Raw genomic sequence first — 13,189 nt, 5'->3', positions numbered from 1 at the left:
GCGCCCGATGGCCGGTCAACCGCCGAGACGACTGCCACCCCCGAACGCCGCGCTCGGATGGCTAAGGCAGCACCTCGGCCCGATCGCCCTTCGCTTCCAGCCAAGCGCGCCGTTGCGCTGCCGAGCGCCGGCCGAGCAACATGCCCAGAAACTGCTGCGCGCCGTCTTCGCAGTCCACCGTAAGCCGTACCAAACGCCGCGTCTCTGTCGCCATGGTGGTCTCACGCAGCTGCTTCGGATTCATCTCCCCCAGACCTTTGAAGCGCGTGATTTGCGGCTTTGCCTTGACGTTCTCGGCCGCGATGCGATCGAGGATGCCGCGACGCTCCTGCGCGTCGAGGGCGTAGTAGGTCTGTTTCCCGACATCGATGCGGTAAAGCGGCGGCATTGCGACATAGATATGCCCTTGCCGAACCAGTGCCGGGAAATGGCGCAAAAACAAGGCGCACAGCAACGTGGCGATGTGCGCACCGTCCGGATCGGCATCGGCCAGAATACACACCTTCCCGTAGCGCAGTCCGGTAAGATCCGCCGAGCCGGGCTCAACGCCCAACGCGACGGCGATGTCGTGCACCTCCTGCGAGCTCATGAGTTCGGCGGGATCCACTTCCCAAGTATTCAGAATCTTCCCTCGCAGGGGCATCACCGCCTGAAATTCTCGGGACCGCGCCTGCTTGGCCGAGCCACCCGCCGAGTCCCCTTCGACGAGAAACAGCTCCGTCTGTCGGGCATCCTGGCTAGTACAGTCGGCAAGTTTGCCAGGCAGTGCCGGCCCGCTCGTCACCCGCTTGCGGGCCACCTTCTTGCTGGTGCGCAACCGCCGCTGGGCGTTCTGGATGACCAGCCCGACAATCTGCTGCGCCGGTGCGATGTGCTGATTCAGCCACAGGCTGAAGCTGTCCTTGACAACGCCGGAGACAAAGGCGGCGCATTCGCGAGAGGACAAGCGATCCTTGGTTTGCCCGGTAAACTGGGGGTCCGCGAGTTTCACCGAGAGTATGAAGCTCAGGCGCTCCCAAACATCATCGGGGGCGATGCGTACCCCGCGCGGCAGCAGGTTGCGAAACTCGCAGAATTCGCGAATGGCCTCGGTCAGCCCGGCGCGCAAGCCATTGACGTGAGTGCCGCCTTGCGGCGTGGGTATCAGGTTCACGTAGCTTTCCTGAACCCCCTCCCCCTCATCGGTGAGCCAGGCGAGGGCCCACTCCGCGGTCTCCTGAGCGGCGCTCATGCGCCCAAGAAAGGGGGGGTCCGGCAATCGCGCGTGATCATCGAGCGTGCTGCACAGATAATCCGCAAGGCCGTCTTCGTAATACCAAACCCACTCTTCGGGCGCCGTCTCGTCCACGAAACGAACGCGCAAGGCGGGGCAAAGCACCGCCTTGGCCTTTAGCGCGTGCTTCAAACGCGGCACGGAGAAACGCGGCGAGTCGAAATAGCGGGCGTCCGGCCAGAAGCGCAACGTCGTGCCCGTGTCAGCTTTGTCGAGCGCTCCCAGCAGCTCGAGTTCGGAGCATTTCTCGCCTTCGACAAAGCACATGCGCCATTGCTTGGCGTCACGGCGAATCGTGACTTCCAGCCGGCGCGAGAGCGCGTTCACCACAGAGACGCCGACCCCGTGCAGGCCGCCGGCGAACTGGTAGCTGCGCTGCGAGAACTTGCCGCCGGCGTGGAGTCGAGTGAGGATCAGCTCGACCCCCGGCAATCCTTCCTCCGGGTGGACATCCACCGGCATGCCGCGGCCATTGTCGGTGACCGACAGCGAGCCATCCTCATGCAGCACGACCTCGATCCGATCGGCGCAACCGGCCAGCGCCTCGTCGACACCGTTGTCGATGACCTCGCGCGCCAGGTGGTCGGGTCGCGTCGTATCCGTGTACATGCCCGGGCGGCGACGTACCGGGTCCAGTCCGGTGAGCACCTCGATCGAAGCGGCGTCATAATTTTTCGTCATTGTCGCGGCAAACTCCGCTCCTCCTGGTCCTTCCTCTGCCCAAGGCCAGCGAAGCTCGGGTCGAAGGCGGCCAGTGTATCCTGTGCCCGAAATGACTGCGAGTGCGTTGCACAGCGTCCCAGGGTACACTAAGCGCGTTCGCTCGCCGCGCCAAGCGAGGCTAAATGACTGAGCAACGTGAACGCGAATTCGACTTCGAACACGCCTTGCAGGAGCTCGAAACGCTGGTCGGCCACATGGAAGCGGGGGAACTCTCGCTCGAGGAGTCCCTCAAGTCCTTCGAGCGGGGTATCGAGTTGACACGGGCTTGTCAAAAGGCGCTGCGGGAGGCCGAGCAAAAAATCGAAATTCTCCTCGGCCAGGACGAAAAAGCCGAAGTCATGCCGTTTGAGGCGATAAACCATGACGATTCTTGAGCGCTATCTGCCTGACTACCAGGCTCGGGTGGAAGCCGCCTTGGAACGGTGGCTGCCTCCGGCGCAAACACACCCGGCGCGGCTGCACGAGGCCATGCGCTACGCCGTGCTCGGCGGCGGCAAGCGGATGCGCCCGCTGTTGGTGTATGCCACTGGGGATGCCCTGGGGGTTCCGCGGCAGGTCTTGGATGCTCCCGCGTGCGCGGTCGAGCTCATTCACTGCTACTCTCTCGTTCACGATGACCTACCGGCCATGGATGACGACGATCTGCGTCGTGGCCGTCCGACCTGTCACCGCGCTTACGATGAAGTCACGGCCATTCTCGTGGGCGATGCGCTGCAGAGTCTCGCCTTCCGCGTATTGAGCCATTGCAGCGATGATGAGACCGTACCGGCTCGACAACGTCTGCGCATGATCGACGTCCTCAGCCTGGCAACCGGCTCGCGCGGCATGGCCGGCGGCCAAAGCCTCGACTACGAAGCGATGGGCCGTCAGGTTACGGTGCCGGAGTTGGAGGACATGCACATCCACAAGACAGGCGCGCTGATTCGCGCCAGCGTCATGCTCGGTGCGCTGGCGGATACCACTTCGAACTCCGCCCGCATGGAACGCCTCGACCATTATGCCAAATGCGTTGGTCTCGCATTCCAGGTCCAGGATGACATATTGGATGTGACCGGTGACGAGGCGCGGCTGGGAAAGAGCCAGGGGGCCGATGCCCGGCTCGACAAGCCGACCTACCCGGCGCTTCTCGGCATTAGCGAAGCACGGGGGTTTGCGCAACAGCTTTGCCAGGACGCCCTGGCCAGCTTGCAGGAATTCGGCTCCGAGGCCGACTGCCTGCGCGGAGTCGCCGAATACATCGTGGCGCGCGATCACTGACGTTGCTGATCCCGTCGCGTTACCCTAATATTTCACCGCGTAAATCGGGATCAACCCATGAGCGGGCGCTACACCCTGAGCGTAGTTACCGATTTCTCAGCCTCCCATATCCTGGAGGGCCATCCTGGGAAGTGCAGCCGCTTGCACGGTCACAATTGGTCGGTGGAAGTAGAAGTTGAAGCACACCAGCTGAACTCCCTCGGGATGGCGATCGACTTTGCCGAACTCAAATCCGCGACGCGGCAGGTCGTTGACTCGATGGACCATCGTCACCTCAACGATCTACCTGAATTTGCCGGTCTGAACCCGACGGCGGAACACGTGGCCGGTGTCATCTATCGCGCACTTCGCGCGTGGCTCAGTGGACACCACGTGCGGATCAATGCCGTCACCGTATGGGAAACCGCGCACGCTCGCGTTCGATATACAGAGGAAGACTGAAGCATGGCCGAGGCGACAAAAGGGGCAATCGCGCTGCCGATCGAAGACGTTCAGGGACGACAGGACACCCGGCGCATACCGATCAACAAGGTTGGCATCAAAGACATCCGCCACCCGGTCCGGGTGCGTGCCCGCAACGGCGAGGAGCAGCATACGGTCGCGACATTCAACATGTACGTGGACCTGCCGCACCACTTCAAAGGCACCCACATGTCACGGTTCGTGGAAATCCTGGAAGGCCACAACCGCGAGATCACCATTGCCTCGTTCAAAGCGATGCTCCGCGAGACGACGCAACGCCTGAAAGCCGCGTCCGGGCATATCGAAATGCGCTTCCCCTTCTTTATCTGCAAGAAGGCTCCGGTATCCGGAGTGGAGAGCCTGCTCGATTACGAGGTGGCGTTCCTGGGAGAAACCCATGGGGACCAAATCGAGCTGACCCTGGAGGTTTTGGTTCCCGTCACCAGCCTATGTCCCTGCTCCAAGTCCATCTCCGATCAGGGCGCGCACAATCAGCGCTCCCGCGTGACGATCCGTGCGCGCACCTGCGGGTTCATCTGGCTCGAGGAGCTGATCCAAATCGCGGAGGAAAGCGCCTCGTGCGAGCTGTACGGACTGCTCAAGCGCCCGGACGAGAAGTTCGTCACGGAACGCGCATACGACAACCCCAAATTCGTCGAAGACATCGTGCGCGAGGTGGCGGGGCGGCTCGAGGCCGATGACCGAATCGTGGCCTACAGCGTGGCCTCGGAGAATTTCGAGTCCATTCACAACCACTCGGCCTACGCCCTTATCGAACGCGATAAACACCTCGCCATAGAGGGTCGAGCCGGCTGATTCGGCGACTGCGCGGCGGGCGGCGCAACCCCCGAGGCCCGCCCATTGGGCAGCCCTCATACGGAGACCCGAACGGGTCATCGATACCGCTAGGCGATCGGCCACCGCCTGGGTCGTGAGATACGCCCCGGTCGACGCGCCGCGGTGGCCTGTCCGTTTCCAGCGAATACCGTGGCGCGCCGAAGCATCGCCGGATACGATTGATTCCGGGTATAGGACTGGGCGGATAGGCCGCGATCGTGCGTCGCCTCCTGGTGCCCGGAACGAGCGCTCGAAAACGCCCCGCGTGGGCTGGGGCCCTGCCCGCAGGGGTCACTGAACAGATAGACCGTGTCACTCGCATGGGTCCGGCTATCCGCCACGAGCAAAAAAGGAGGAATTTATGCAGGAGCTTCGAAACCGCTATCGCTGGCTTTGCCGACTCATCGCGGTCGTTTTCGTGCTAACGGTGGTGCCCGTTCCTGCGGCACAAGCCAGGATGGTCAGCACGCAGGCGCTGAGCGCCGGCGCGGCGGCGGACGATGCCCGGGCGCGGATCGAGGCCGTTCTGGAGCGCAATGAGGTGCGCACGCAACTCGTTGCCTTGGGCGTCGATCCGCAGACAGCCCATGATCGGGTCGCCGCCCTGTCCGAGGCCGAGGCAAAATCATTGGCTCGCCACATCGATCGCATGCCGGCGGGTGGAGACACGCTCGGCCTGCTCGTGGGGGTAAGTCTCTTCGTCTTCTTGGTGTTGCTGGTCACCGATATTCTCGGTTTCACGGATGTTTTCCCATTCGTGAAGAAGACGGTACGTTAATGGCGAGGTCAGGTCGGACAACGGTAGCTCCACCGCTGCCGTTGTCCCTTTTGCTCGCAAGCTGGCTTTCACTGTCCGGATGCGCCTCGCAAATCGCTCCGCAGCACACCGCTCGCACCGCGCCCCGCGTCGAGCTTTCTGAGGTGCCGTTTCATCCCCAAACCGCCTACCATTGCGGCCCGGCCGCACTGGCAATGATGTTGGGCTGGAGTGGCGTGAGCGCCGATCCCGAGCGCCTCGCCACCGAGCTCTACATCCCGGCCAAACAAGGCACGCTGCAGCCCGAGCTGTTGGCCCGAGCCCGAGGCAGCGATCGCCTTGTTTTTATCATCCCAGCTCGGCTCTCCGCGCTGCTGGATGAGCTCGCAGCCGGCCACCCGGTGCTGGTGCTGCAGAACCTGGGCCTGAGCTGGTATCCCGTCTGGCATTATGCGGTGGCGATCGGCGCTCAGCCCGCAAGCGGCAATCTGGTACTGCGTTCCGGCAACGAGCGTCGCCACGTGGTATCGATGGAAACCTTCGAACGCACCTGGGCGCGCGCAAAGCGCTGGGGTATCGTTGTGCTGCCACCCGGAGAGCTGCCGGCAACCGCTACCGCGCCTCGGCTGTTCCAGGCCCTGGCGGGGCTGGAGAAGCGCGCCAGCCCAGCGAAAACGCTGCCGGGCTGGCAGGCGGGCGTGGCGCGTTTTCCCCGGAACGGCCGCCTCGCATTGGCCCTGGCGAACGCACTATACGACGCGGGGCGCCTGGCAAGTGCCGCCGAAGTGCTCGAAAAGGCGCTCGAGCGCGACGTTGACCAGACTGCGGTGCTCTACAACAACCTGGCACAGATTGAGGCCGATCGAGGCGATTGGTCCGCCGCCGAGACGGCCGCGAAACGGGCCGTTGATTTGGGCGGACCTTTCCTGGCCACATTCCGGGCCACCCTTGAGGCAATCCAGTGCCGCCGCGCCGGCAAACCCATGGACTGCAATTCGCAATGAATGAGCCGCAGCACCCACCGCTTACGGGGATGTAGCGACTCGACGAATCTCCCCAGTGGCTGTGAAGGGCCCGCGCAGCCCTCGACAGCCAAGGCCACTTCGACGATCATACGCGCCCAAGGCTAAGCACCCGGCAGCGAAAGTGATCGAAAAACTCCGCAATATCGCCATCATCGCTCATGTCGACCACGGCAAGACCACGTTGGTCGACCGCCTGCTGCAGGATTCCGGCAGCCTGCAGAACCATGGCGCCGCTCCGGAGCGCGTCATGGATTCCAATGAGATAGAACGCGAGCGTGGCATCACCATCCTGTCGAAAAACACCGCCATCGAATGGCAAGGTTTTCGGATCAACATCGTCGATACCCCCGGGCATGCCGATTTCGGTGGCGAGGTGGAGCGGGTCATGTCGATGGTGGACAGCGTGCTGCTGCTGGTGGACGCGGTCGACGGTCCCATGCCGCAAACGCGCTTCGTCACCGAAAAAGCGTTGGAGCAAGGCTTTCGGCCCATCGTCGTAATCAACAAAATCGATCGTCCGGAGGCACGCCCGGATTGGGTCTTGAATCAGACCTTCGATCTGTTTGCCGAACTGGGTGCGAGCGACGAACAGCTCGACTTTCCAGTGGTCTACTGTTCCGCCTTGAAGGGCTATGCCAGCCTGACGCCGAGCGCTCGCACCCCGGACATGAGCGCCGTGTTCGAGATCATACGGGACCATGTCCCACCCCCGGCTGTGGACCCGGAGGGTCCATTTCAAATGCAGGTCAGTTCGCTCGATTACAGCAGCTACGTGGGCGTGATCGGTATCGGGCGGATCAAACGCGGCCGCGCCTGGACCAACATGCCCGTGGTGGCCCTCGGCCGCGACGGGAATCGGCGCGCGGGGCGTATCCTCCAGGTACTCGGTTTCCTCGGTTTGAACCGCACCGAAGTGGCTGCCGCGCAGGCCGGCGACATCATCGCGTTTTCCGGCATGGCGGAGGTGCAGATATCGGATACGCTGTGCGACCCGGCCGCCGTGGAGGCATTGCCCCCGCTGCTGGTCGACGAGCCGACGATTTCCATGACATTCCAGGTCAATACCTCGCCCCTTGCCGGACGCGATGGTCGTTTCATCACGGCACCACAGCTGCGCGAGCGCCTGGGGCGGGAGCTGCGGCACAACGTCGCGCTACGCGTGGCGGAAACCGAGGATCCGGACAAGCTGCGCGTCTCCGGCCGCGGCGAGTTGCATCTGTCCGTACTGATCGAAAACATGCGTCGCGAGGGCTACGAGCTCGGTGTGTCGCGCCCGGAGGTGATCGTGCGCGAGATCGACGGCATACGCCAGGAGCCCTGGGAGAGGTTGACGGTGGATATCGCCGAGGTCCATCAGGGCCCCGTCATGGAGAGGCTCGGCGCACGAGGCGGGGTGTTGCAGAACATGCAGCCAGCCACCAGCCAAGGACGGGTGCGCCTGGACTATTCCATACCGGCTCGCGGGCTCATCGGCTTTCGAATTCAATTTCTCACCGCTACCTCGGGTAGCGGGTTGCTCTACCATGTCTTCGATCATTACGGACCGATTAAACCCGACCTGTATGGCCAGCGTACCAACGGGGCCCTGGTGTCCAACACCAGCGGTCGAGCGCTCGGCTACGCGCTGTTCAACCTTCAGGAGCGCGGGCGGCTGCTCATTGGTCCCGGTGATGAGGTCTACGAGGGCATGGTCGTGGGTATCCACAACCGCGACAACGATCTCATCGTGAATCCGCTGAAGGCCAAGCAGCTGACCAACGTGCGTGCTGCCGGCAGCGACGAGAGCATTATTTTGACCCCACCGCTGCGGCTCACGCTGGAGCAGGCCTTGGAAATCATCGATCAGGACGAGGTGGTGGAGGTAACGCCCAGCGCCGTGCGTATCCGCAAGAAACTGCTACGTGAGCACGAGCGCAAGCGCGCCGCCCGAGCCTGATTCGCTCAGCACGGAGGGCTCGATTCCAGATCTCGGCGCCGCCGGCGCCAATCCGGCAGCACGGCATCCATCAGTGCATAGAAGCGGGCCGAGTGGTCGAACACGCGCAGGTGACACAATTCGTGGACGATCACGTAATCGATCAGCTCCGGGCGATACTCGACCAATCGCGTGTTGAGGGTAATGACGCCGCCTGCCGTGCAACTGCCCCAGCGCCGCCGCATCCGACGTAAACGAAGCACCGGTCGACTCAGCGCCCGGTACGCATTATGGGCTTGCCAATGCAATAAGCGCGTGGTGAAGACTTCGCTCGCGCGGCCGCGATACCATTGCTCCAATAGGCGCTTGACATGCGCCGGGTCGTCGGGCTCCGGTAGCGTAAGCCGCAGCTGGCCTCCCAGGAGCCTCGCCAACCGAGGTGAACCCCGCTGAAGGATGAGCGTTGGCCACTCGCCGAGATAAGGATGACTTTCCCCGTGCGTATACTGCAGAACGGCCGGCGGTTTTGACAGAGACAACCGCTCAAGCTGGCGATTAAGCCAGCGACGGCGGCGGCGAACGAAAGCGAGCACCGTTTCCAGGGGACACCCAACGGGCGCGCGGACCTCAACCGTAGCATCGCGGTTGACATGAATGGCAAGCGTACGCCGCCTTTGACGCTGCAGGACAATACCCACCGCATACCCCGGCGCCAGCACGATGTCCAGCACCTGTTCGCTCGCCACGCCAAAGCGTATGGCGCTTGCCCGGCAACGGGCACGCATCCTAGATCACCAGCGGCGGCTCGTCGAGCGCCGCCGCCTGCTCCCGCAGCGCCAGCACATGCTCTTCCCAGTAGCGATCGCTGGCGAACCAGGGGAAGGCGAGCGGGAAGGCCGGATCGGACCAGCGCCGCGCGAGCCAAGCCGCGTAATTCATGATGCGCAGCGTGCGCAGTGCTTCCATTAGCGCAAGCTCACGGCGATCGAGCGAGTAAAAATCCTCGTAGCCCTCCAGCAAGTCCGAGAGCTGCCGTGTCATCTCCTCACGGCTGCCCGAGAGCAGCATCCAGAGATCCTGAATCGCCGGCCCTCCCAGGCAATCATCCAAGTCAACGAAATGCGCGCCCGCCGGCGTCCAGAGGATGTTGCCCACGTGGCAGTCGCCGTGCAGCCGCAGCTGCCGGACCGCCTGCACACTCTGATAGCAACGGCGCACCGACTCCAAAAGATCCCGGCTCAGTGACTCGTAGGCACCCACTAGGTGGGAGGGGATGAAACCCTGCTCGAGCAGATAGTCTCGCGGTGCCGCGCCGTAATTGGTGATGTCGAGGGTCGGCCGATGGGCAAAGCTCCGGGCGGCGCCCACCGCATGGATGCGCCCGAGGAATCTGCCCAGCCTGAGACGGGTCTCTGGATCGTCCAGCTCCGGCGCTCGCCCGCCGCGGCACGGAAAAAGCGCGTAGCGAAAACCGCGGTGGTAATGCAATGTCGCACCGCCCAACACCAGCGGCGCCACTATCGGGATCTCGTGATCGGCCAGCTCGGCGGCAAAGGCGTGCTCTTCGAGAATGGCGTCATCGTTCCAGCGCGCCGGGCGATAGAATTTGACCACCAGAGGCTCGGCGCCCTCGACGCCGACCTGGTAGACCCGATTCTCGTAACTGTTCAATGCGAGCAGCCGGCCATTGACGCTCAGACCCAATCGCTCCACGGCGCTGAGCACGGTGTCCGGATCCAAGGCGGCGTAAAGATGTAGATTCGCGTCCACCATGCCCTTCTGTGCTGCAATGCAAAAAACCCAGACAAACACTATAAGGTGCCCACTCGAGTAGGTGAAGTGCGCTCGCCAAGGCGAACCGATATCATTGACTTGGCGACCGTAGGGCACGCATGCAAGCAGAGCCCCTACCAGGGGCTGCGCGAATAAGGCGTTCGCGAGCCGCCCACCACCTCCGGTTGGAGCTACTGCCCTCTCATGGCACGAGTTTGGCAGCGTCTTTGCGCCAGCCGCGCCACCGGAACTACCGTGGCGTATTGGGGTCGACTAGCTAAACCATTCAGGTGATAGAGCAATGCGCAAGCAATACTACCTACCCACTCGCAACCCGCTGGCACAGGTGCTCGCAACATTGGCCTTCCTGGCAACGGCGGCCGTGGCAGCGATATTCGGGGCGTTCATCCTTGCCCTGGTCATCGGCTTTGGAGCCATTCTGGCCTTGGTAATTGCAGTGCGGGTCTGGTGGCTGCGCCGTCAGCTACGACGCGGCGGCACCGAGTCGGAGACGAGCACGGGAGACACGATCGAGGGCGAATACCGGCGCTACCGCTAACCGGAGCCGCGTGCCGCTCGCACGCAGCGAGGCCGATGGTCTCACCTTGGGATGGCGGCGCGTGCCCCACAAGCGCGCCGTGCTCGTCAGGACCATCAGGACCAGAGGGGGAGCGACGTCTCTTGCCCTTACGATTGCGGCACAAGCGGCCAACGCTCCCAGATCGGCACCACTTCACGCGGAAGCGCTCTGATATGACCAATGCTGTTGCGGGACTGCACTGGGGTGTGGAAGTCGGAACCCAACGAACCCGCTAGAGACAAGCGGCGAGCATAGGCCGTCGCGGCCGAGATATGACCCGCGTTACAGCCACCCGTCACGATCTCGAGCGCATCCCCGCCTTCTGCAGCGAATGCGGCCAGCATCCGGCGCAAAAAAGCTCGGGGGTAACGATGTTGAAACGGATGCGCCAACACCGCAACGCCACCGGCGCCGTGGACCCAACCCATGGCCTCATCGAGGCTCGCCCATTGAACTTCGACGTAGCCGGCTCGGCCGCAGCTGAGATAACGACGAAAAGCTTCACCCGAATCCGCCGCCAAACCTCGCTCGACCAACAGTTGGGCATAATGGGCACGCCCCACCACTTTACCCTGGACCAATTCGCACACGGCCTGGTAGGCACCCTCGAGTCCCACACGCTCCAGCAACCGGCCCATCTCGCGCCCGCGCTGCTCTCGAATCGTCCGTAGCTTGGCTAGACCGCATTGCAGCATTGCGTGCTGCGGATCGATCCCGAGCCCAACCAGATGAAAGGTACGCCCGCCCCAGGTAACGGAGATTTCGACCCCGGGAACCAGCAACACCCCCTCGAGCGAAGCGCGTTGCTGCGCCGCCGACAGACCATCGGTCGTATCGTGATCGGTAAGCGCAAGTGTACGTACCCCACGTGCCGCGGCGAGCGCGACCAAATCACCCGGCGGCAAGACCCCATCCGAGGCTGTCGAATGGGTATGCAGATCGATCGGGCTGCGCATGCTAGGTGAGAGACTCCTGGAGCAAGGCTGGCGCCGACGCACGCCGTGCAGTTGCCATACGCTCGACGCTCGGGCTTACAGCTCGCTGCCTGGCATGGAGTTCGCGTGCGTTGCGCAAGGGAACCCACGCCGATTCTACGCCAATTGCGTAAGCTGCGGTGGGGATTGCTTTACTTCGGCTGGCGAGGCATATCAGTCGGCCAACATGGGCGCTTCGACCGGGCTGACGTTTACGCCTTCGTCAGGCACTCGCTCGACGACGCCCCCGCGCTCCGAGCGACGCTTGCCGCGATAGAGCGCTTCATCGATCGCTTCGAGCAGCGCGGGGAGCGAATCGCCGTGCCGCGGCGCCGCCGCAATTCCAAAGGTCACGGTGCAATACAGCGCATTTCCCTGCGCCCAGCCTGTCACGGCCCGCTGAATGCGCCGCGCGACCCGCTCGGCCTCGGCGATGTCTATATCCAGCAAAATGAGCACGAATTCATCACCGCCGTAACGCGCGGCAATGTCGTGACAACGTATCGAGCGTTGCAGAATCTCCGCAAACTGCCTCAGCACCAGATCTCCAACGGTATGGCCATGAAGGTCGTTGATTTGCTTGAAATCGTCCATGTCGGCAAACATGATCGCGATTTCCCCGCCTTGTTCCCGAAGCCTTCGGAGCAGGGCATTTGCCGCCTCTTCCAGAGCACGTCGGTTGACCAGACCCGTCAAACTATCCAGGCGGCTGCGTTCCTCCAGATGGAGCCGCGAGCGCTCGATTCGACTCATGAGAACATAGGCGTAGAGCAAAATGATGCCACCGAAGAGGTTGAGGAATATCAGCCCGGGAGTGATCTGCGTAATGCCACCCGACTCATTCACCGACAGGGCAACCATCGCCCCGGCGAACGTGCCGACAATGGCCTCGGCGAACAAGGGCATCCCATAACGCATGCCGTTACCGAGCACGACCATTATGAAAGCGAGCACCGACGGGGGAACCTGATACGGATCATTGGCGAGGCACAGCGAAACCGCCACGAGGTCCACCCACATCGCCAAGCGATAGCGCGCGGGGCAAATCGGCCGGCGCATTGCATGCCAGAGCAGGATCGTATTCAACACCCCGTGGCCAAGCAACACGGCCGTGATCGTTGAGGCCGGAAGCCACAGCGGGCCGGGTGCCTGCGGGTAATTGAAAAAGACAATCCCCAGCACCATGAACAGGTACCGGGTCAGAAATTGAAGGAGTTGCTCCCGCCATGCCGGATAGCGTATCCGGTCTAATGGGACGACCGACGTCCAGCTCAGCGATCGGCGGCGATCTTTACCGGAACGGCGATCGCTTGCCCGCCTAGCACGTCTTGCCATGAGGGCATTGCTGCTGTTCGTTGCTGGTTCGACCGGCACAGCCATGCGCTAATGCACGAATCATGCTCGGATGTACCCCCAAGGATTAATATAAAAGGCTACCTATAGCGCAGCCTCCCCCACCCTGCAAGCGGACAACACGAGCCCATCTCGTAGTTTCACTCTGGCACGGCCGTTTGCACAAGAGCAAAGATCACACTACTCGAGATGATGTCGGCCCACATCCGGCGCCAAAAACCCGTCCCTGTATGGGGCAAGCCAAGCTCAGCGTGCAGTTG

At 62.8% G+C, this 13,189-nt stretch carries 13 protein-coding genes; 8 read left to right on the top strand and 5 right to left on the bottom strand.

Annotation, left to right across the window (positions count from 1 at the left end; genetic code table 11):
• Positions 1-61: 61 nt before the first annotated feature.
• Entirely contained in the window at positions 62-1,954 is a 1,893-nt protein-coding gene (parE, locus tag AC52Q4_RS12915; RefSeq protein ID WP_495537206.1) for a DNA topoisomerase IV subunit B, read from the bottom strand.
• A 164-nt stretch (positions 1,955-2,118) separates the two neighbouring features.
• On the opposite strand from parE, the gene AC52Q4_RS12910 reads away from it, so the two are divergent.
• The 7 genes from AC52Q4_RS12910 (at position 2,119) to typA (ending at position 8,270) form a co-directional block, all read left to right on the top strand.
• Positions 2,119-2,370: an exodeoxyribonuclease VII small subunit gene (locus tag AC52Q4_RS12910; RefSeq protein ID WP_495537205.1), complete on the top strand. Its 252-nt coding sequence runs from the start codon at positions 2,119-2,121 to the stop codon at positions 2,368-2,370.
• Positions 2,357-3,253, top strand: coding sequence for a (2E,6E)-farnesyl diphosphate synthase (gene ispA, locus AC52Q4_RS12905; protein ID WP_495537204.1), 897 nt, complete (start codon positions 2,357-2,359; stop codon positions 3,251-3,253). The genes AC52Q4_RS12910 and ispA overlap by 14 nt, the downstream gene beginning before the upstream one ends.
• Before the next feature lie 57 nt (positions 3,254-3,310).
• Positions 3,311-3,694, top strand: coding sequence for a 6-carboxytetrahydropterin synthase QueD (gene queD, locus AC52Q4_RS12900; protein ID WP_495537203.1), 384 nt, complete (start codon positions 3,311-3,313; stop codon positions 3,692-3,694).
• 3 nt (positions 3,695-3,697) lie between these two features.
• Positions 3,698-4,531, top strand: a complete 834-nt coding sequence (folE2, locus tag AC52Q4_RS12895) for a GTP cyclohydrolase FolE2 (protein ID WP_495537202.1) — start codon at positions 3,698-3,700, stop codon at positions 4,529-4,531.
• 382 nt (positions 4,532-4,913) lie between these two features.
• The gene (locus AC52Q4_RS12890) at positions 4,914-5,330 is read left to right on the top strand and encodes a PA2779 family protein (protein WP_495537201.1); all 417 of its coding nucleotides are present in this window, start codon (positions 4,914-4,916) and stop codon (positions 5,328-5,330) included.
• A 143-nt stretch (positions 5,331-5,473) separates the two neighbouring features.
• On the top strand, positions 5,474-6,313 hold the full coding sequence (locus AC52Q4_RS12885) for a PA2778 family cysteine peptidase (protein ID WP_495537200.1): 840 nt from the start codon (positions 5,474-5,476) through the stop codon (positions 6,311-6,313).
• A gap of 142 nt (positions 6,314-6,455) precedes the next feature.
• Entirely contained in the window at positions 6,456-8,270 is a 1,815-nt protein-coding gene (gene typA / locus AC52Q4_RS12880; RefSeq protein ID WP_495537199.1) for a translational GTPase TypA, read from the top strand.
• Between the two features lie 5 nt (positions 8,271-8,275).
• Here typA and AC52Q4_RS12875 read toward each other — a convergent pair whose 3' ends face one another.
• Complete coding sequence (locus tag AC52Q4_RS12875) at positions 8,276-8,995, bottom strand: M48 family metallopeptidase (protein WP_495537198.1); 720 nt, start codon at positions 8,993-8,995, stop codon at positions 8,276-8,278.
• A 40-nt stretch (positions 8,996-9,035) separates the two neighbouring features.
• Entirely contained in the window at positions 9,036-10,022 is a 987-nt protein-coding gene (locus AC52Q4_RS12870; RefSeq protein WP_495537221.1) for a serine/threonine protein kinase, read from the bottom strand.
• Between the two features lie 301 nt (positions 10,023-10,323).
• Here AC52Q4_RS12870 and AC52Q4_RS12865 point away from each other — a divergent pair, with 301 nt between their 5' ends.
• A complete protein-coding gene (locus AC52Q4_RS12865; RefSeq protein ID WP_495537197.1) occupies positions 10,324-10,581 on the top strand; it encodes a hypothetical protein in 258 nt (85 codons plus the stop codon).
• Between the two features lie 128 nt (positions 10,582-10,709).
• Here AC52Q4_RS12865 and AC52Q4_RS12860 read toward each other — a convergent pair whose 3' ends face one another.
• Together AC52Q4_RS12860 and AC52Q4_RS12855 are read right to left on the bottom strand one after the other, a co-directional pair.
• Positions 10,710-11,558, bottom strand: a complete 849-nt coding sequence (locus AC52Q4_RS12860) for a PHP domain-containing protein (protein ID WP_495537196.1) — start codon at positions 11,556-11,558, stop codon at positions 10,710-10,712.
• 192 nt (positions 11,559-11,750) lie between these two features.
• The gene (locus tag AC52Q4_RS12855) at positions 11,751-12,911 is read right to left on the bottom strand and encodes a GGDEF domain-containing protein (protein ID WP_495537195.1); all 1,161 of its coding nucleotides are present in this window, start codon (positions 12,909-12,911) and stop codon (positions 11,751-11,753) included.
• Between the last annotated feature and the right edge of the window lie 278 nt (positions 12,912-13,189).

It is taken from the genome of Nitrococcus sp. (assembly GCF_059432795.1).
The sequence above is the reverse complement of the archived record's forward strand: the minus strand, read 5'-3'. Positions and strand labels throughout refer to the sequence as shown.

What these genes read in the sequence shown, in the direction of transcription:
- parE (WP_495537206.1), bottom strand. Translation starts at nt 1,954, where the DNA reads ATGACGAAAAATTATGACGCCGCTTCGATCGAGGTGCTCACCGGACTG.
- AC52Q4_RS12910 (WP_495537205.1), top strand. Translation starts at nt 2,119, where the DNA reads ATGACTGAGCAACGTGAACGCGAATTCGACTTCGAACACGCCTTGCAG.
- ispA (WP_495537204.1), top strand. Translation starts at nt 2,357, where the DNA reads ATGACGATTCTTGAGCGCTATCTGCCTGACTACCAGGCTCGGGTGGAA.
- queD (WP_495537203.1), top strand. Translation starts at nt 3,311, where the DNA reads ATGAGCGGGCGCTACACCCTGAGCGTAGTTACCGATTTCTCAGCCTCC.
- folE2 (WP_495537202.1), top strand. Translation starts at nt 3,698, where the DNA reads ATGGCCGAGGCGACAAAAGGGGCAATCGCGCTGCCGATCGAAGACGTT.
- AC52Q4_RS12890 (WP_495537201.1), top strand. Translation starts at nt 4,914, where the DNA reads ATGCAGGAGCTTCGAAACCGCTATCGCTGGCTTTGCCGACTCATCGCG.
- AC52Q4_RS12870 (WP_495537221.1), bottom strand. Translation starts at nt 10,022, where the DNA reads ATGGTGGACGCGAATCTACATCTTTACGCCGCCTTGGATCCGGACACC.
- AC52Q4_RS12865 (WP_495537197.1), top strand. Translation starts at nt 10,324, where the DNA reads ATGCGCAAGCAATACTACCTACCCACTCGCAACCCGCTGGCACAGGTG.
- AC52Q4_RS12860 (WP_495537196.1), bottom strand. Translation starts at nt 11,558, where the DNA reads ATGCGCAGCCCGATCGATCTGCATACCCATTCGACAGCCTCGGATGGG.
- AC52Q4_RS12855 (WP_495537195.1), bottom strand. Translation starts at nt 12,911, where the DNA reads ATGGCAAGACGTGCTAGGCGGGCAAGCGATCGCCGTTCCGGTAAAGAT.